The 18,621-nt window shown below is 36.7% G+C and carries 17 protein-coding genes; all 17 read left to right on the plus strand.

Annotation, left to right across the window (positions count from 1 at the left end; all coding sequences use genetic code 11):
* Positions 1-8: 8 nt before the first annotated feature.
* The 17 genes from LQ227_RS14360 to LQ227_RS14440 all read left to right on the plus strand — a co-directional run bounded on the left by LQ227_RS14360 (position 9) and on the right by LQ227_RS14440 (position 18,613).
* Positions 9-1,283, plus strand: coding sequence for a DegT/DnrJ/EryC1/StrS aminotransferase family protein (locus tag LQ227_RS14360; protein WP_230149743.1), 1,275 nt, complete (start codon positions 9-11; stop codon positions 1,281-1,283).
* The gene (locus tag LQ227_RS14365; RefSeq protein WP_230140627.1) at positions 1,280-1,882 is read left to right on the plus strand and encodes a sugar transferase; all 603 of its coding nucleotides are present in this window, start codon (positions 1,280-1,282) and stop codon (positions 1,880-1,882) included. The genes LQ227_RS14360 and LQ227_RS14365 overlap by 4 nt, the downstream gene beginning before the upstream one ends.
* A gap of 6 nt (positions 1,883-1,888) precedes the next feature.
* Positions 1,889-2,989, plus strand: coding sequence for a glycosyltransferase (locus LQ227_RS14370; RefSeq protein WP_230149745.1), 1,101 nt, complete (start codon positions 1,889-1,891; stop codon positions 2,987-2,989).
* A 20-nt stretch (positions 2,990-3,009) separates the two neighbouring features.
* Positions 3,010-4,851 (plus strand): asparagine synthase (glutamine-hydrolyzing), encoded by a 1,842-nt coding sequence (gene asnB / locus LQ227_RS14375; protein WP_230149747.1) that lies wholly within the window; start codon positions 3,010-3,012, stop codon positions 4,849-4,851.
* A 4-nt stretch (positions 4,852-4,855) separates the two neighbouring features.
* Positions 4,856-5,749, plus strand: coding sequence for a hypothetical protein (locus tag LQ227_RS14380; RefSeq protein WP_230140640.1), 894 nt, complete (start codon positions 4,856-4,858; stop codon positions 5,747-5,749).
* Positions 5,750-5,762: 13 nt separating this feature from the next.
* Positions 5,763-6,845, plus strand: coding sequence for a glycosyltransferase (locus LQ227_RS14385; RefSeq protein WP_230149750.1), 1,083 nt, complete (start codon positions 5,763-5,765; stop codon positions 6,843-6,845).
* 120 nt (positions 6,846-6,965) lie between these two features.
* Positions 6,966-8,057, plus strand: a complete 1,092-nt coding sequence (locus tag LQ227_RS14390) for an NAD-dependent epimerase (protein ID WP_230149752.1) — start codon at positions 6,966-6,968, stop codon at positions 8,055-8,057.
* 211 nt (positions 8,058-8,268) lie between these two features.
* Positions 8,269-9,669 carry a polysaccharide lyase family 1 protein gene (locus LQ227_RS14395; RefSeq protein ID WP_230149754.1) on the plus strand — a complete coding sequence of 467 codons (1,401 nt, stop codon included), beginning with the start codon at positions 8,269-8,271 and terminating at the stop codon, positions 9,667-9,669.
* 78 nt (positions 9,670-9,747) lie between these two features.
* Positions 9,748-10,902 (plus strand): glycosyltransferase family 4 protein, encoded by a 1,155-nt coding sequence (locus LQ227_RS14400; RefSeq protein WP_230140648.1) that lies wholly within the window; start codon positions 9,748-9,750, stop codon positions 10,900-10,902.
* A 53-nt stretch (positions 10,903-10,955) separates the two neighbouring features.
* Positions 10,956-11,759 (plus strand): phytanoyl-CoA dioxygenase family protein, encoded by an 804-nt coding sequence (locus tag LQ227_RS14405; RefSeq protein ID WP_230140653.1) that lies wholly within the window; start codon positions 10,956-10,958, stop codon positions 11,757-11,759.
* 11 nt (positions 11,760-11,770) lie between these two features.
* Positions 11,771-12,742: a hypothetical protein gene (locus LQ227_RS14410; RefSeq protein WP_230140655.1), complete on the plus strand. Its 972-nt coding sequence runs from the start codon at positions 11,771-11,773 to the stop codon at positions 12,740-12,742.
* Positions 12,739-13,227, plus strand: a complete 489-nt coding sequence (locus LQ227_RS14415) for a GNAT family N-acetyltransferase (protein WP_230140656.1) — start codon at positions 12,739-12,741, stop codon at positions 13,225-13,227. The genes LQ227_RS14410 and LQ227_RS14415 overlap by 4 nt, the downstream gene beginning before the upstream one ends.
* 46 nt (positions 13,228-13,273) lie before the next feature.
* On the plus strand, positions 13,274-14,311 hold the full coding sequence (locus LQ227_RS14420; RefSeq protein WP_230140658.1) for a GNAT family N-acetyltransferase: 1,038 nt from the start codon (positions 13,274-13,276) through the stop codon (positions 14,309-14,311).
* Between the two features lie 30 nt (positions 14,312-14,341).
* Positions 14,342-15,400: a GNAT family N-acetyltransferase gene (locus LQ227_RS14425; protein ID WP_230140660.1), complete on the plus strand. Its 1,059-nt coding sequence runs from the start codon at positions 14,342-14,344 to the stop codon at positions 15,398-15,400.
* 31 nt (positions 15,401-15,431) lie between these two features.
* Positions 15,432-17,360, plus strand: a complete 1,929-nt coding sequence (locus tag LQ227_RS14430; RefSeq protein ID WP_230140662.1) for a nucleoside-diphosphate sugar epimerase/dehydratase — start codon at positions 15,432-15,434, stop codon at positions 17,358-17,360.
* Between the two features lie 134 nt (positions 17,361-17,494).
* Positions 17,495-17,911, plus strand: a complete 417-nt coding sequence (locus tag LQ227_RS14435; protein WP_230140664.1) for a helix-turn-helix domain-containing protein — start codon at positions 17,495-17,497, stop codon at positions 17,909-17,911.
* Between the two features lie 144 nt (positions 17,912-18,055).
* A complete protein-coding gene (locus LQ227_RS14440; RefSeq protein WP_230149756.1) occupies positions 18,056-18,613 on the plus strand; it encodes a hypothetical protein in 558 nt (185 codons plus the stop codon).
* The last annotated feature ends 8 nt before the right edge of the window (positions 18,614-18,621 follow it).

Raw genomic sequence — 18,621 nt, forward strand, 5'->3', positions numbered from 1 at the left:
TGACGAATATGAATATCCCATTCTCTCCGCCCTTTATCGATCAAACTGTGGTTGATCAGGTATTGGAAACCCTTAACGATAAATGGATTACCACAGGGCCAAAAGTAAAAGCCCTTGAATATGAAATTAAATCGATGACTGGAACTGATGAGGTGATCTGTGTAAACTCCTGGACATCGGGTGCCATTTTAATGTTAAAGTGGTTTGGCGTTAAAGCTGGCGACGAAGTAATTGTACCGGCATATACCTATAGTGCCACAGCATTAGCTGTGCTTCATTGCGGTGCAACTCCGGTTATGGTTGATGTGCTTGATGATTTTAATGTAGATCCAGAAAAGGTTCAGGCGGCAATTACCTCAAAAACCAAAGCTATAATTGCAGTAGATATTGCCGGTTGGCCGTGTGATTATACTACTCTAAAAGAATTGATTAACCATATTGATATTAAGAAAAAATTTAAATGTCAGTCGGATAAACAATCCGTGCTTAAAAGGATATTACTGATTTCGGATGCTGCACATTCAATAGGCAGTTTATATTACGATAAACCAGCTGCACAGATGTGCGATGTAACAATATTTTCGTTTCATGCCGTTAAAAATATTACCACAGCCGAAGGAGGCGCGATCTGTTTAAATCTCCCATCTGCATTTGATCCTCAGGAAGAATACAACTACTTAAAAATGTACACGCTTAATGGTCAGAACAAAGATGCGCTTTCTAAATCAAGAGGTGCTGGCTGGCGGTACGATATCCTGTTTCAGGGACTAAAGATCAATATGCCTGATATCTGCGCTGCAATTGGTTTAGCACAGATCAGGAAATATAATCTAGATCTTTTACCTCAGCGTAAGAAAATTGCGCAGCATTACTGTGATGGCTTTCAGCACGAAGATTGGTTTATTGCGCCACCTTTAGTGAGTACGCAACGAGAATCCTGTTACCATCTTTTCCCCTTGAGGGTTAAAGGTTTAACCGAGATACAGCGAGATCAGATCATTGATGACCTGGCATCTTTGGGGATTGCGAGCAATGTGCATTTTATCCCGATGCCAATGCTTACGCTCTTTAAAAACCTGGGTTATAAAATTGAAGATTATCCAATGGCCTATCAGAATTATGCCTGTGAGATCTCTCTACCCATTTATCCGCAATTAACAGATACAGAAGTAGAATTTATCATCACTTCGGTAATCAGCTGTGTGCATATTCAATTAAATAGCCATTCAGAAATTGAAGAAAGTGGCTTTTCAGGACATAAACAAATGGCAGTAGCATCATGAAAATAAATAAGAAAAGAATATTCGATGTGGTTTTTGCAATCCTGTGTTTAGTGTTGTTCAGTCCGCTTTTAATCTTGATTGCCATCCTAATCAAGCTCGACTCAAAAGGTCCTGTTATTTTTAAACAGATCAGGGTTGGACGGAATATGAAAGATTTTCATTTGGCAAAGTTTCGAACCATGTATGTGATACAGGGCAACAATAGTTTACTCACTATCGGGAACAGAGATAACCGCATTACAAGGATAGGCTACTGGTTGCGGAAATACAAGTTAGATGAATTGCCCCAGCTATTGAATGTTTTAAAAGGGCAGATGAGTTTTGTTGGACCAAGACCAGAAGTTAGAAAATACGTGAATCTTTACAATGAAGAACAACGTTACGTTTTATCCGTTAAACCGGGTATTACTGATTGGGCATCGGTTGAGTTCTGCAATGAAAATGAGCTGCTAAAACATGCCGAAGATCCTGAGACTTATTACATCGAAAGGATTATCCCCGCAAAAATTAAACAGAACATGAGGTATATCAAACACAATGATATCCTAACCGATTTTAAAATTATTTGGTTAACGATTAATAGGATTGTCATCAACTAAAATGATATGTACGCTCCACAAAAAACTATTAAAGAAGAAGTTAAGCTTAAAAAGAAAGTATTCTTTGTACTCAGTTCATTAACTTCGGGCGGCTCAGAACGGGTGTTCTGGAATTTGGCCCAGGGATTTAACAAAGATAAGTTTGACGTGACCATTGTGATTTTAGATTCGACCGTGAATTGTTTTTCGATGGATCTGGAAGGTGTCCGTTTTATCGATTTAAAAACCAAAAAAGCATCTAAATCTTTTTTTGCGCTTTATAACTTGCTAAAGAAAGAAGAACCTTATGCGGTTTTTTCCACTACCGATCACATCAATATTTTAGTCTCACTCGTTGGTCGGTTTTTAAAAATTCCGATGCTTATTGCCAGGGCTTCTAATATTCCGCACGAACAAAGATTATTTGAAGGATTTAAGTCGAGGTTTTACGAGCTTTTTGCCAGCGCAAGTTATCGGGGTTACAAACAGATCGTTTGCCAATCAGAAGAAATGAAGCAATCATTGATTGAAACTTACAATGTCAATCAGGAGCTGATCAGGGTAATTGCCAATCCAGTATTGAAAACTAATAAGTTAAAGGAAGCAAAAACACCTGATAAAATTTATAAATTATTAGTTGTGGCCCGTTTTGCACTGGAAAAAGGCTTAGAACGGCTGGTTGATATTATGGCGCATTTGCCCGAAAATTATCATCTCGATTTCGTGGGAACAGGCATATTAAAAGATCAGATTGACACCAAAATTAAGGACCTGCAGCTCGATCACAGACTTAAAATTTTAGGAGAGATTAAAAATATCCACGAGGTAATGGTTCAGCACGATTTAATGGTGCTGAGTTCTTATACAGAAGGTTTCCCGAATGTGGTTTTAGAAGCGCTTACCGTAGGCCTACCAGTAGTAACCTTCAGAGTAAGCGGCATTCCAGGATTAATTATCGATGGCTTTAACGGTTTTGTTTTAGAACAGGATGATCTGGCAGGCTTTAGGCGGCGAATTATCCAGGCCTGCACTCAGGGCCAATGGAACCCAGCTGAGATTAGGAGAAATGTATATCAGAAATGTGCGCTTGATAAAATCAGCGCTCAATATGAAGAATTAATTAGTTAACAATCTAAAATATTATCACTATGTGTGGAATATACGGCACAACCATACCTTACTCAAACGGAACTATCCGTGAGAAAATGGCAAGAATCAGTTTTCGGGGTCCGGATTATACAGGGGTCCAACGTTACGATCAGGTTATTTTTGCACACAATAGATTGGCCATCATCGATCTTGATGCCCGCTCCAATCAACCCTTTTCGTATATGCATCTCCATATTGTTTTTAACGGAGAAATATACAACTACAAAGACATTAGAAGAGATCTGGAACAGAAAAACTATCAGTTTAACACCAGTTCCGATACCGAAGTAATATGCGCAGCTTATTTAGAATATGGAGCCGATTGCTTAAACCGCTTTAACGGGATGTTTGCTTTTGTGATTTATGATACCCATAAAAACGAACTGTTTGGTGCCAGAGACCGTTTTGGCAAAAAACCTTTTTATTATGCACACGATCACCGGTCGTTCGAATTTGCAAGTCAACCCTCACAAATCAATATAGACAGGAATCTAAGTGTTAACGAAGAAGCCATTAATCAATATTTAATTTGGGGTTATGTGCCAGAGCCTCAGTCTATTTATGCAGAGGTGAAACAGTTGCCTGCAGCCAACTATTTTAAATACGATCTTAAATCGCATAAGCTTAAAATTACAGAATACTGGACTTTGGATTATGGCTGGAAGAACAAATTTGAGGGAAGTTATGAAGAAGCTAAAGAAGCTTTAGCGCATATTTTGGCCGATGCGGTTAAAATCAGGATGAATGCTGATGTACCATTGGGTGTGTTTTTATCTGGCGGTATAGATTCATCACTAATTGCAGCTATGGCCACAAAAGAAATCGACCATGTTAAAACATTTTCTATAAAATTTAATGAAAAAGGTTTCGATGAAAGTGCTTATGCCAATCAGGTTGCTAAACACCTTGGCACCGACCATTATACCATTGAGTGTAATTATAATGATGGCATTGACTTAATTGAAAACTTTAACCGTTTTTATGACGAGCCTTTTGCCGATTCGAGTGCTATACCTACCATGTTGCTCAGTAAAAATACCAGGAAGCATGTAACCGTTGCCTTAAGTGGTGATGCTGGCGATGAAGCTTTTTTAGGCTACCATCGCTATAAATGGATAAAACAGGTTAACAGCCTGTTTTATGCGCCACACAGCATTAGAAAAGCATTGGCAGGCTTAATTAGCCAATTGCCGAGCTACCGCCATAAATTAATTGCCATGGGCATTTCTATGGAAGATATAGAAAAACTGTATGTAAAAATGTTTGGCAATATGGAAAATTCGTGGGTAAAACAACCCGATCTGGCCAAGTATAACCCATTGATGCATATTTTAACCAATCCATCTAAACCTTTGTTAGAACGGATTTCTGATTTTGATATTAAAACCTATTTAAACGGAGATATCAACACCAAAGTAGATCGTGCTTCAATGGCCTTTTCGCTTGAATCGCGATCTCCTTTAATGGATTACAGAGTGATAGAGTTTTCTAGAAGCCTACCCACAGCATTTAAATACACCAATGGAAACCAGAAACGGATATTAAAAGATTTATTGTTCGATCGTGTTCCTGCACATATGTTCGATAGGCCAAAGGCTGGCTTTACCATGCCGTTCCAGCATTGGTTCAGAAATGAATTAAAAGATTATGTGATGGATAATTTATCAGTCGATAATTTGAAGAACATTCCAGGCATTCATTTGAAAAGAACCCAAGAAATTATCAATGAGCATATGACCGGGAAGTGGAACAGATATCCGCAGATCTGGAAATTGCTGGTACTCTCTCAATGGTTAATTAAAAATAAATCAACCGCAGATAAAGTTTCTTTAGTAGCATAATAAGATGAATGCAACTGTTAACCTCTTTAATAAAATATTCGCAGCTGATAAATGGAACATTGGTTTTATTTATCAAACACCTGAAGAGCTGATCAGCACAAAAAAGCTGAATGCGGGGATAAACTGGCTGCAAGAAGATAGCATCGATTATGCCGCTGATCCTTTTGTGGTGAGTGTAAATAATGCACCAAGGATTTATTACGAAGAACTGGATTTTTGGAAAGGGAAGGGCGAGATTATGATGATTGATGGATTCGACTTCAAAAACAAGAAGAAAGTGCAGGGCATCAAACCAGATGCGATCCATTTATCTTATCCCTATCTGATAGAAGAAAATGGTTGTTTATACTGCATTCCCGAAACGTCAGAAGCGAAAGAAATAGCACTCTATCAGGTTGATCAGGAGAATCCTAGCCAGTTAACCAAAATAAAAGTGCTGGTTAGTGGAAAAGCTTTTGTAGATAGCTCGATTATTTATCATGAAAATAAATATTGGCTTTTTACCAGTGTATCCGGAGATCATCATCACCTGTACATTTATCATTCTAAAACTTTAAACGGTCAGTACACAGGGCATTATCAGAACCCAATTCCAGTAGAAAAAGAATTTTGCAGGGCTGCAGGGAGTTTGTTTAAAGTTGGCAAATCGCTGTACCGCCCAACGCAAAACCCAATTAACCGTTACGGCGGTTCAATTATCATTAACGAAATTGAAATACTGAGCGAAGAAGCGTTTTCAACCATCAATAAATTCGAAATATTACCAGATAAACCTTATAACAAAGGGCTCCATAACATCAGTTTCGCCAACAACATTATTGTAATAGACGGCAAGCGGAAAGTAATGAGTTTGATGATGCCGTTCAAAAAAATTGTTCGAAACCTTAAAAGGAAATAAATCGCCATTCGAAATGACAACACCAGAAAAAAGAATGATTTTTATTTCGTTAACCGATGCCCCCAATGGTGCTGAAAATGTGTTGTTGATGATGGCTACCGCTGTTAACGGCGAAATGTACTTTTTAAAGCAACATGCTTTTACAGGGCTTAAAATTTCTGAAGGTGTTTCCAAAAGATACTTATCTAAAAAAACAATTTTTTGGGGTTTTGTAAAACTGATACCAATACTCCGAAAATATAAAAAGGATGATGTGTTAATGAGCACACATCCATATTTAAATGCTTTTTTAGGCTTTTTAAAACGTATAGGTTATCTCAGGTCCAAATTAATTGTACGCGAATGCACTTCTGTTTTTACCCGTTTCACCGGAATTAAAAAACGCATTTATCAAATCATTTACCGCATGGGTTATCCGGCTGTAGATTTAGTAGTTTGCCAAACTACATTAATGAAAATGCAACTGCTTGATCATAATAGCTTTTTATCGAAGCACAAAATATTGGTTCAACCCAATCCCATCGATTTTAATAAAATCATTGCTAAATCTGATCAGCCTTTAATTAATGGCGATGCTAAACTTGATTTTATCTGCTCTGCAGGAAGGTTGATCCCCGAAAAAGGATTTCCGATTTTGATCAAAGCTTTTAAACTGATTCAACAGGAGCACCCTAAACTTAAATTACTCGTACTGGGAGAGGGAAAAGAAAGAGCATCATTAATCAATATTATTCAGGAGAATAACTTAAGCGATTCGGTTTTTTTAAAAGGACAGATCGATAATCCGGCTCCTTATTTTAAACAGGCAAAACTTTGTGTGGTAGCTTCCATAAAAGAAGGTTTTCCGAATGTACTGTTAGAAATGATGTCGGTAAACAGCGCAGTCGTATCTACACTTTGTGCAGGAGGCATCAGCGAAATTCCTGCTATTGCCAAAGTTGAAGTAAACAATGTGGAAGCCCTCGCCAAAGCGATGGCCGAAAAATTGAAACATAACCAAAATCCGGATGCTGAAACGGCGTTGCAGTATTTGTACGGCCGTAGACCAGAAATATTTGCTCAATCTATTTTAAACGCATTGCAGCAACATAACTAAATCCAAAATATTAAACTAACCATTACCGCATTTTCTGATGGGATGCTTTGCTGTATCCTAAAAACTAATAATTAAGCCTTCTGTGAGGCCATTCTTAACTGTTTCTCAAACTTAAATTTTATGAAAATTCTAATTACCGGTACAGCCGGATTTATTGGCTTCCATTTGGCAAAACGCTTATTGGAAAGAGGGGACGTTGTTGTGGGCATTGATAACATCAACGATTATTATGATGTAAACCTTAAACATGCCCGCTTGGCTCAAACTGGTATTAACCATACCGATTTGGTTTATGGTATTCCTCAGGTGAGTGATAGATACGAAAATTATACTTTCATAAAGTTGGATATCTGCGATAAAGAAAGTTTAGAAAATTGTTTTAAAACCTATCAGTTCGATGCGGTTTGTAATTTGGCCGCCCAGGCAGGTGTACGGTATAGTTTAACCAATCCGGATGCTTACATAGAAGCCAATATTAAAGGTTTTTTAAATATCCTGGAGTGTAGCCGTCATTTTAAAATTGGCCATTTATTGTACGCCAGCTCTTCAAGTGTTTATGGATTAAATAAAAAAATGCCATTTTCTGCTCATGATAATGTTGATCACCCGGTTTCATTATACGCAGCTTCTAAAAAAAGCAACGAATTAATGGCACATGCTTATAGCCACTTATTTAATCTACCAACCACTGGTTTACGTTTCTTTACAGTTTACGGTCCTTGGGGCCGCCCGGATATGGCTTTGTTCTTGTTTACAAAAGCAATTTTGGAAGGAAAGCCCATCGAAGTTTTCAATAACGGGGAAATGAAAAGAGATTTTACTTATGTGGATGATATTATTGAAGGCATTGTGAGGGTTTTTGATCAACCGGCACAGGCAAATCCAAACTGGAACAACCAAAACCCTGATCCAGCTACATCAGCAGCGCCTTTTGCCGTATTTAATATTGGGCGGGGGGCACCGGTTAACTTATTGGATTTTGTTGAAGAAATTGAAAAAGAGACCGGATTAACCGCACAAAAAATATTTATGCCCATGCAAGATGGCGATGTGGCAGAAACATCAGCAGATATTGATGATTTAAGAAAATTATTAAATTATGAACCATCTGTTTCTGTGCACAAAGGTGTAAAGAATTTTGTGAACTGGTTTACAACTTTTTATCACCCAAATTTACAGTTGGAACCTAAAACAAGCGTTGTTGTAATTTAGTTTGTCATGACTGTGTAAACTAGATGTATAATAAATTTTATAAAACTGAATTATTAAACTGTCATTTTACTATCTGTAAGCAATTGGTTTACAGTATAAGTAATGCCGAATATTAAGCCTATTATTTAATTATCAGCGTTTTAACTGCATTTTATTAAATGTACTCATTTATCGCATATAGCGTTAAGTTGTAAATTTAAAAAAATAAAAAATGCAGAGAAAGACAAAATTGTTTAAAAAAGTGAGTTTAATTGGTTTAATGTTAACGACAATTATCTTCTTTAGTAATTGTAAAAAAAGTGTGAATGCCGATGATAAATTGGCCGACAGTACAGAATTGTTTTCAAGCGATTCATCATCAGTATTAGCCGCTATTAGTGGTAGTACAGGTAAATTAAGCCTTATAGGAGTAAAGTCTGAAGGAGGTTATGCATATAAAATTTCACAATCCATTTCAGGAGGCGACAATGCTACTTCAAAAGAACAATCAATTTTAAGGTTATTTGAAAACGGAGTAGAACTTGGTCCTGCCCATAGTATACACGATGACATTAGGAATTTAGGTAAAGGAAGGTTTAGCCATTGGGGTACTACAGTAATATTTTCAGCCTCTGACAATACCGATCCAAGAACTAACGGCCGTTCTTATACTTATGTAATGGGTGCTACAAGTGCTCTTTTACCTCCAACAGAAACGGTAACTCCGCCTGCAAATACAACTATAAATGCAGCGTTAGTAGGTTATGCTTTGGTAAATGGTAAAACAACAGGTGGCCAGGGTGGTGTGGAAACTACGGTAACCACACTTGATCAATTAAAAGCAGCTGTTGGTGATAACATTACACGTACTATTTATGTAAGTGGCACCATTAAAGGCGCTGGTAAGGATATTGTTTATGTAAAATCAAACAAATCTATTATTGGTAGATCTGGAGCTGTTATTGAGGGTGTGAATCTGTTTATTTATACAGTAAGTAACATTATAATTCAGAACATCACTTTTAAAAATTACGTAGAACAGGCAGCAGTACAAATTAAAGAGGCTGCTCACCATGTTTGGGTAGATCATTGCGATTTCTCTACAGATCGTACTCATGGCTGGGAATATTGGGGTAAAGACATTACCATTACTAGGGAATCTGATTATGTAACGGTTTCCTGGAGTAAATTCCATGATACCAACCTATCAGTACTAATTAGTGGCGGTATCGAAGGCCACGAAGCAGATAGAGGTAAATTGCACGTAACTATGCACCACAACATGTGGTATAATGTTACCGAAAGGGAGCCATCAATGAACTATGGCAGTGTACACATGTTTAACAACTATCACCTTAACAACTCAGGTTACTCAATTGGTACAAGAGCAGGTGGTATAGTAAGAACAGATAATGAGTATTTCTCAAATTGTGCTAAACCATTAACTACAAAAGTGGCAAGTGATCCGGAAGGATATTTTAGCGGTATTACCACCAATATTTACGATAAATGTGGTGCAAACAATATAACGACGGCAGTTTCTACCTGGGTTCCAGAGTATGAGTACAAATCATTCCTTAACGATGCGGCGAGTGTGCCTGCAATCGTAACGGCGAATGCTGGTGCCAAGTAGGTAAAGCAAAACCTTCATATTTTTTCTGCAATAAGCCACCTGGATAGGTGGCTTTGCAGTTTAAATTAAAATTTTGACATGATGAATATAACTAGTAAGAAGATTTTTATCGTTTGCGACTCTTCCAGATCCCTGCTCGATTTTAGAGGGAAGCTGATCGAAAAAATGCAGCAACATAACCAGGTTTTTGTGTTTACACCAAAAATTGAACAAGAATCTGTTCGGAGTAAACTGAAAGCACTGAATGTAATTACCTACGAGAGTAAATTAGATGGTAGTAATGTTTCTATCCTATCCGATTTAAGGTTTATCTTTTCGCTATATAAACTCATCAGGCAAATAAAGCCTGATATTTTTTTTCCTTACACCTTTAAACCTGTCATTTACGGCTCTTTTTTAGCTAAAATATGCAAGGTTAAACTAATTGCCCCCATGCTTACTGGCTTGGGTTATAACTTTACCGATAATTCTTCCGGTAATAAACTAATTGTTAAAATAACAAGGTTATTACTAAAACTAAGTCTGAAACCCAATCCACGTTTAAATATTATTTTTCAGAACAAAGACGATTCTCAACGCTTAATCGATCTCAAGATCCTAAATAAAAAACACCAGGTTTATGTAGTTAACGGATCGGGGGTAGATTTAAGTCATTATCACTATTCTAAACCAAGCACCTCGCCCATAACCTTTTTAATGGTATCTCGGCTCATTAATGCAAAAGGCATTAAAGAATATTACGATGCCGCTAAATTAGTTAAGCAACGGTTTCCGCAAGCCGTTTTTAAATTGATTGGACCATACGATCCGAATATTGACGCCATTGCACCCGAGCTGTACCAAAAAATTGCGAGTGGAGATACGATTCAATACATCGGACAGGTTGATGATGTGCGCCCAGATATTGAGCGTTCTTCGGTAATGGTGCACCCTTCTTATTATGGGGAAGGCGTTCCACGCTGTGTGCTCGAAGGAATGGCAATAGGTAGGGCAGTAATTACCTGCGACTCTGTAGGGTGCCGTGAAACCGTTAATAACGACCTTAAGCAGGCCAATGGATTTCTTATCCCGATTAAAGACGCCAGTGCGCTAGCCAATAAAATGGAATATTTTATTAATAACAGTAATGATATTATTGCTTTTGGGAACAAAGGACATGAATTTGCAAAAACAAAATTTGATGTGAATATCGTTAATGCACAACTCTTTAAGATTATGCATTTACAGGCTTAACCAACCTTTTACACATTAATAACTAACCAAATAAATAAACTAAACCTAAAATTGTGAACAATACATTTATTTACAAACGAGCCACTTTAGCCGACTTTAGGGAAGCTATTGATGAGTATGGATGGGTTGTATATGAAAAGGCAATCAATCAGAAATTAATTTCAGAAATAACAACAGGTTTCGAAACTTCTTATCTCTTAAGGAGAGAAATACAGGTTTTAAATGGAATTGAAGAAAATATGGAGGGAACACTACATCATTTGCTTGAGAAAGATAATTTCGCTATTGAGCTTTTGAGTAAATTGTTCTGCCACAGAGAAATCCGTGATTTTTTGGGCGGAAACTACATTCTTAATGGGATAAATGGAGTAATTAACACCAAAAAGAGCAAATCCTATATCCAAAATATCCACCGTGATGTACGTACATTTTCGTCTGAATCTAAGTTTATGATCCAGATGATTATTGTGCTCGATGATTTTACCATATTTAATGGCGCTACGCACTTTTTGTCGGGTTCTCATAAATTAGATATTAAACCTGAAGAAAAACACTTTAAAGCTTTCGCTAAACAAGCTATTGCCAAGAAAGGAAGCATTATATTATTCGATTCTAATATCTGGCATGCAGGGGGGATCAATTTCACTCGCAAACAGCGTAGAGCTTTAACCTTGGGTTTTACCAAACCTTACATTAAACAGCAATTCGATTATCCCAGATTTTTGGGATATGAATTTGGCGAAAAAATAGATAGCGATTTAAGGCAGATTATTGGTTACAATGCAAGGGTACCCGCCAGTTTACAGGAATATTACAGACCAGTAGAGAGCAGAATGTACAAAGCAGACCAAGGGTAGAGGATAAAACAATGGAAACAGAAACGCACTCACCCAAAACAATTGGTGGCTACATCCCGTTGGAATTATCAAAAGGGGAGCTTTATTATCCTGATTTAATTGCACTTAATACAGGCAGAAATGCACTGGAGTATGTGTTAAGGACAAGAAAATACTCCACCATATATCTTCCATACTATACCTGCGAGGTTTTGCTAGAACCGCTACAAAAGCTAAATGTACAGTATCACTTTTATCATATAGACGAAGATTTAGATCCGGTAATAGATTTTGAAATAGGCGAACATTGTTGCTTCCTTTACACCAATTACTTCGGACTTAAAACGGAAACCGTTAAAATGCTAGCTAAAAAAATCAAGAACCTGATTATAGACAATGCCCAGGCATTTTTTTCTAAGCCGGTAAACAATTGCGATACCTTCTACTCATGCCGCAAGTTTTTCGGTGTACCCGATGGTGCCTATCTTAATATCTCTAAAACATTGGGTTTAAATTTAAAACAAGATCAATCAACAGACCGGTTTGCTCACCTGATTAAAAGTATCGATATCAATATTGAAGAAGGGTATGCCGATTATATAGAAAACAACAAGCAGCTGTGCAATAACGAAATCAAAAAGATGTCGGTATTAACAAAAACCATTCTTTCCAGCATCGATTACGATAAGTGTGCCGATATCAGAAGAAAGAACTTTGCTTATCTGGATGAGCACCTGGGAAAGGAAAATATTTTGAGGCTAAATTTTTCTGAAGAGGATGTGCCGATGGTTTACCCACTTCTGGGAGAAAATCCCTCTATTAAACAGCAGCTCATCAATCAAAAAATATTTGTAGCCACCTATTGGCCAAATGTTTATGAATGGGCACATGTTGATAGTTATGAATACTTTTTGGCTAAACATCTTATTTCGTTACCAATTGATCACCGCTACAGCATAGCGGATATGAAAGTCATTGTTAAAGCTTTAAAACCGCTCATATGAACACTCAGATTTACTTAAGGCCATTAGCGTTAAAAGATGCTGACGTGTCGTACAAGTGGAGAAACGATCCTGAAGTGTGGTCGTACACCAAATTTGTGTTAAAAGATCCAATTAGTGCCGAAGTTGAAAAACAATGGCTATTAAATAAACTAAATCTGACCAACGAAAAACGTTTTGCCATCTGTGTAAAAAATACAAATGAATACATTGGCAATATTCAGTTGCTCGATATCGAAAACGATAGTGCAGAATTTCACCTATTTATCGGCGAAAAGAAATACTGGGGGAAGGGCATAGGTTATAACGCCTCTTTAATGTTGTTAAAATATGCCTTTTATAACCTTAACCTTAAATACATTTTCTTAGAAGTACATTCAGATAACCTGGCTGCTTATTCTATTTATAAAAAAGTAGGCTTTCAACCTGTTTCACAGCAGGAAGATTTCATAAAAATGGTAATTAATTCTTCTGTTTTACTTGCTTAAAACTGAACTATTTACTTTAAATCTACCCTAATTTAATAGCTCAAAAATGAGAAAGATTATTACAATTGATGATAAACAAGAATGGTCTGCATATGTAAAGCGTGCTTTGCATTACGATTTTTATCACACCTGGTATTATCACTCTTTAGATAAAAGTGGTTTACCTATACTGTTTGTGTATGAGGAAGGCGAAAATTACATTGCCTTCCCACTTTTGAAGAGAAACATCCCTGGTTCCGATTTTTTTGATTTTACATCGGTTTATGGATATACAGGGCCTATTTCAAACATGGACTTCAATACTTTGAACGATGATTTTATGGAACGCTTTAAAAATACATTCATAGCGTATCTCGAAACTGGTCAAAATGTAACCGTTTTTTCCAGATTGCACCCGTTTTTTAATCAGGAAAGGTTAATGGAGAAGTTTTCTGGCGTATATGCCAATGGAAAAACAGTGGCGATCGATTTAACCACAACCATTGAAAGTCAACGGGCGGGTTATCGAAAAAGCGTAAAAGAAAAAATCAGACGATTGCGAAAGCGCGATTATGAAGTCAGAATTTCTACCGATATTAATGATGCGGGTATATTTTCTGAAATATATACCGAAAATATGATTCGAATAGGTGCAAAAGATCATTACCTTTTTAATAATGCCTATTTCGTTGCACTACTTTCTTCTGATGAATTTGATAGCAAGCTTTTTTTGGTGTATAAAGATGGGATAGCCATATCAGGCGCCATTGTAGTTTGTACCAAAGAAATTATGCAGGTGCACCTTTTGGCTACCAGAACCGCTTACCTGTTCGAATCGCCAGCTAAATTATTAACTGACGAAATTACCGTAATTGGCAGGCAATTGGGTTATAAATATTTTAACCTGGGAGGCGGTGTTAATTTTAAAGAAGACAACCTTTTTGGTTGGAAGATGGGTTTCTCTAATTTATGTTTCGAATTTAATAGTTGGCGGTATATTGCCAATAATGAATTATACAATACACTTTTAAACGAAAGATCCCTTGATCCTTTTTCGACTGTTGATTTTTTTCCACTCTACCGTAGTCCTGTAGTTGCTTCGTAATTAATTATTATTTCTTTTAATAAAATGGATATGCTGATTGAAAATAATGCTACGGGCACTACTTTGCAATTAACTTTAGCACAAAAAGACGATTGGGTAAAGTATATTAGCTTGGCTGCCGATTATGATTTTTATCATACCTGGCACTACCATGCTATGGCAACCAACGGAAGACCCATTTTATTTGTGTATTGCGAAGCCAATAGTTTTATCGCTATGCCTTTATTGGAACGTGCAATACAGGATACACCATATTACGATCTGCATTGCGTTTACGGATATTCAGGCCCTGTTTCTAACCTGAAATTTACCGATATGAGCGATGTTTTGAAAGGAAATTTTTTAAATGCTTTTTCAGCATTCTTATGTAAAGGCAGCTACGTTTCTGTTTTCTCCAGGCTTCACCCTTTTTTTGATCAAAATATACTGTTACAAAAAACGGATAGCATATATGAAAATGGAAAAACAGTTGCCATTAACTTACAACAAAGTACAGAAGAGCAACGCAAACAGTATAGGCAAACAACAAGAGATAGCATTAAAAAATGTAGAAGGTTTGGTTATGTTGCTGTAGAGGCTACTACTCAGGAAGATATCGCTGCTTTCACAAAACTCTATCAATCTAATATGAACCGTATTAATGCTGCTGATTTTTATCTTTTTACTGAAGAATACTTTACCAAACTTGTTCAGGCTAAAGAATTCGACTGTAAGTTAATCCTGGTTTATGCAAACGATGATTTAGTTTGTGGCAGTATAATTATGTGTACCAAAGGCATTATAGAGGGCCACTTAATTGCCACAAATGTTAATTATCTTAAAAATTCTCCTGCTAAATTTTTGGTCGATGAAATTAGTGAGTTAGGCCGTAAGTGGAAGATGAAATACTACCATTTAGGTGGCGGACTTGGTTATAAAGAAGATTCGCTCTTTGAATGGAAACTGGGTTTTTCAAATATGGTTTTAGATTATTGCAGTTGGCGTTTTATTGCCAATAAAGCTGTTTATAATCAACTAGTAGAAAAATCGGGTAACCAGATACATACAGATGTAGACTTTTTCCCCCTCTATAGAATGATACCTCAATAAATTTTAAACAAATATTTAATGATTCTCAATTATGAAAAATTTCTTCTTTCCAGACAGAGCACACTCAAGGTGGTTAATTTTATTGATTGATCAGATGATCGTTGTATGGACATTATTTATATCCATTGTATTAACCAATACATTAAGCTACACCGACGTTTTTAACTCAGGCAACGCTGTTTATGTGGCACTTTATTGTTCCATCGCTGCAGGTGTTTTCATTTCACTAAGAATACACACCGGTATTATCCGTTATTCCAATACCGAAGATATTTTGAGGGTTTTTCTTGCGGTTTTTGTAACCAGTTTACTCTTTGTTTGTGTAAATAAAATACTTTCGCAACGTTTTCAATTGCTTTGGCATCAAATGGATAAGGCATTGATATTGAACTTTTTTATCTCCTCATCGCTGCTTATTCTCATGCGTATTTTGGTAAAAGGAGTGTTTTTATTTTTCAAAGAACTCAAATCAGAAACCAAAGAGAATATTCTGATTTATGGATCGGAAAAAAAAGCGATCCTCATCAAAAAAGCAATAGAACAGAACGGAGATTCTAACCTGAACATCATTGGCTTTGTTGATGATAACAGAGATCGGGTTGATAAATATCTCGAGCAGAAAAAGGTATACCACTCTTGTTCAGTAGCATTATTAAAAGAAAAACACAATATAAAAAAGATACTTTTTGCAGAAGATGCATTAAATACTTTAAACAAAAAGAAAATTATCGATATCTGTGTTAACGAGGGTATGAAAGTAATTATGGTGCCACCATCAGATAAATGGTTGTATGGCAAGTTGGATTCGCACCAATTACGCGACCTGAAAATTGAAGATCTGCTGGAACGTGAACCGATTAAGCTCAATAAAAAGAATATTCTGAAAGATTTAAGCGGTAAATGTATTTTAGTTACAGGCGCTGCGGGTTCTATCGGATCGGAGATTGTTCGGCAGGCCTTACAGTACAATCCTAAATCTGTAATTCTCTGCGACCAGGCAGAAACACCGCTTCACGATTTAAAACTCGAACTGGAAGATAACTTCCAGGAGGCGAACGTGAAGATATTTATGGCCAATGTGCAGAATTTAAACCGGATCAGAACATTGTTCGAACTCTACAAACCTGAAATTGTTTTCCATGCTGCGGCTTATAAACATGTTCCCATGATGGAAAATAATCCGGCCGAGGCCATTTTAACCAATGTACTGGGCACTAAAAACATGGCCGATATATCAATGGAATTTGGCGTAGAGAAGTTTGTAATGATTTCTACCGATAAAGCCGTTAAGCCTACTAATGTAATGGGGGCATCTAAACGTTTGGCCGAAATTTATATTCAGTCACTAAACAGTCCTGAGATTATTTCAACTGGCGAAATTACCACACAAGCTTCGCGCACCCGCTTTGTAACTACCCGTTTCGGAAATGTTTTGGGCTCAAATGGCTCTGTTATTCCAAGGTTTAAAAGCCAGATAGAAAAAAGAGGCCCTATAACGGTAACCGATCCGGAAATTACCCGCTACTTTATGACAATTCCGGAAGCCGTTCAATTGGTAATGGAAGCTGGAGCAATGGGTAAAGGAGGAGAGATATACCTTTTCGATATGGGTAAGCCAGTTAAGATTGTCGATTTGGCTGTAAATATGATCAAATTAGCGGGCTTAACACCTTATGTGGATGTCGATATCGTGTTTACAGGCTTAAGGCCGGGAGAGAAGCTCTATGAAGAGCTTTTGCTTATTGATGAAGAAATTATACCTACCCATCATCCGAAAATTAAAATATCACAGAAAGTAGCTTACAATTATTTGTACGTTAATCAGATTATTAAAGATCTGATCGTGCTGAATAACGATGGCAACGATTTGAATATGGTGAAGAAAATGAAAGAAATTATACCCGATTACATCAGTAATAATTCAAGATTTGAAGAATTAGACCTGTTGGTAGCCAATTGATTACCGTAAAAATACCCTAATGTAATTATTTTACTTTTGTTCATGAAATAATTATTAAATTGCACTAAATAGTAATAGTCGTCCCAGATTGTTGATAGAATTTAAATGTTTTATTTTAAATTAAATTAACTGCTATGAGTTTAAATGTAGGCCAAGTTCTTGAGCGTGTTGTACGCAGAGATAGAATGGGGATAAGTGAATTATCCCGGAAATTAAATGTAAGTAGAAGAACTATTTATAATTGGTTTGATCAGAAAAGTCTAAACCCTGAAATTATTTGGAAAGTGGGTACCGTAATCGGTCATGATTTTTCTGTTGAGCTACCCGAAACTTTTGCTAAAAACAGTAACTATATCCATGAAGCTTTTGATACACATACAGGGGATCAAACCAAAGGTGATGCGAATTCTGTATACTTCTGGATGAATAAATACATCAAGTTACTTGAAAAATACAACGAAATATTAAGCAATAACAACATAGATAAGGGTGTTTCAGAAACGGTTGCACATCATACTATGCCAAGAAATAACAATCGATCTATTTCTTAAGCCATCGTTGGTATTTTAAACCCATATCTTCTTAGGGTTTACCATTCCCGGTGAACTCTCCCTTTTTTTATAGTATCTCTCTAAATAATTCACCATAAGCACGCTTTATGGTGATGGATTTCTATTCACTAAAATTTCGAAATCATGAAAAAAATTAACGCACTAACTCTACTGTTATCATTGTTTGCTTTTCAAGGCGCCAAAGCACAATCGCAGGTTTATGGTGGTACAGGTATCCGGTATTCTGTTGGTATTGAAACAGGTTTGGCTACTGGCTATTTGGCCAAAAAGTACGAGGCACCGCTTGGCGTTTCCGTTCAGGCAGAATTTCCCATTACCGAAAGCATTTTATATGCCTCGGTAAATACCGGATTCAATAACATTTTTGTATCGGGCAATTATTCCCGTCTGGTAGATGATTTACAGCTTGTACCAGTTAAAGCAGGCTTAAAATATTTCTACAGAAGTAATCTTTATCTGCAGTCGGAAATAGGTTTTTCCTTCCTTTTAAATAAAACAAATTGTGTTGAGGGCAAAAAAGCAGCATTTATATATGCGCCACAGGCAGGAATGATATTTTATCTGCACAACAATAATTATATCGATGCCGGATTACGCTATGAAAGCAATGGCAAATTCTATCACTGCGACCATACGAACAACTTTGTAGGCTTCAGAATCGCCTGGGGCTTCAGTTTATAAAACGGGTA

It is taken from the genome of Pedobacter sp. Bi27 (assembly GCF_918698255.1).
Lineage (GTDB): Bacteria > Bacteroidota > Bacteroidia > Sphingobacteriales > Sphingobacteriaceae > Pedobacter.

Bases quoted from the DNA above. Each gene is read 5' to 3' on its own strand.
- LQ227_RS14365 (WP_230140627.1), top strand. From the start codon at position 1,280: ATGAAAATAAATAAGAAAAGAATATTCGATGTGGTTTTTGCAATCCTG.
- LQ227_RS14395 (WP_230149754.1), top strand. From the start codon at position 8,269: ATGCAGAGAAAGACAAAATTGTTTAAAAAAGTGAGTTTAATTGGTTTA.
- LQ227_RS14440 (WP_230149756.1), top strand. From the start codon at position 18,056: ATGAAAAAAATTAACGCACTAACTCTACTGTTATCATTGTTTGCTTTT.
- LQ227_RS14380 (WP_230140640.1), top strand. From the start codon at position 4,856: ATGAATGCAACTGTTAACCTCTTTAATAAAATATTCGCAGCTGATAAA.
- LQ227_RS14415 (WP_230140656.1), top strand. From the start codon at position 12,739: ATGAACACTCAGATTTACTTAAGGCCATTAGCGTTAAAAGATGCTGAC.
- LQ227_RS14420 (WP_230140658.1), top strand. From the start codon at position 13,274: ATGAGAAAGATTATTACAATTGATGATAAACAAGAATGGTCTGCATAT.
- asnB (WP_230149747.1), top strand. From the start codon at position 3,010: ATGTGTGGAATATACGGCACAACCATACCTTACTCAAACGGAACTATC.
- LQ227_RS14435 (WP_230140664.1), top strand. From the start codon at position 17,495: ATGAGTTTAAATGTAGGCCAAGTTCTTGAGCGTGTTGTACGCAGAGAT.
- LQ227_RS14370 (WP_230149745.1), top strand. From the start codon at position 1,889: ATGTACGCTCCACAAAAAACTATTAAAGAAGAAGTTAAGCTTAAAAAG.
- LQ227_RS14410 (WP_230140655.1), top strand. From the start codon at position 11,771: ATGGAAACAGAAACGCACTCACCCAAAACAATTGGTGGCTACATCCCG.
- LQ227_RS14360 (WP_230149743.1), top strand. From the start codon at position 9: ATGAATATCCCATTCTCTCCGCCCTTTATCGATCAAACTGTGGTTGAT.
- LQ227_RS14400 (WP_230140648.1), top strand. From the start codon at position 9,748: ATGATGAATATAACTAGTAAGAAGATTTTTATCGTTTGCGACTCTTCC.
- LQ227_RS14430 (WP_230140662.1), top strand. From the start codon at position 15,432: ATGAAAAATTTCTTCTTTCCAGACAGAGCACACTCAAGGTGGTTAATT.
- LQ227_RS14390 (WP_230149752.1), top strand. From the start codon at position 6,966: ATGAAAATTCTAATTACCGGTACAGCCGGATTTATTGGCTTCCATTTG.
- LQ227_RS14425 (WP_230140660.1), top strand. From the start codon at position 14,342: ATGCTGATTGAAAATAATGCTACGGGCACTACTTTGCAATTAACTTTA.
- LQ227_RS14385 (WP_230149750.1), top strand. From the start codon at position 5,763: ATGACAACACCAGAAAAAAGAATGATTTTTATTTCGTTAACCGATGCC.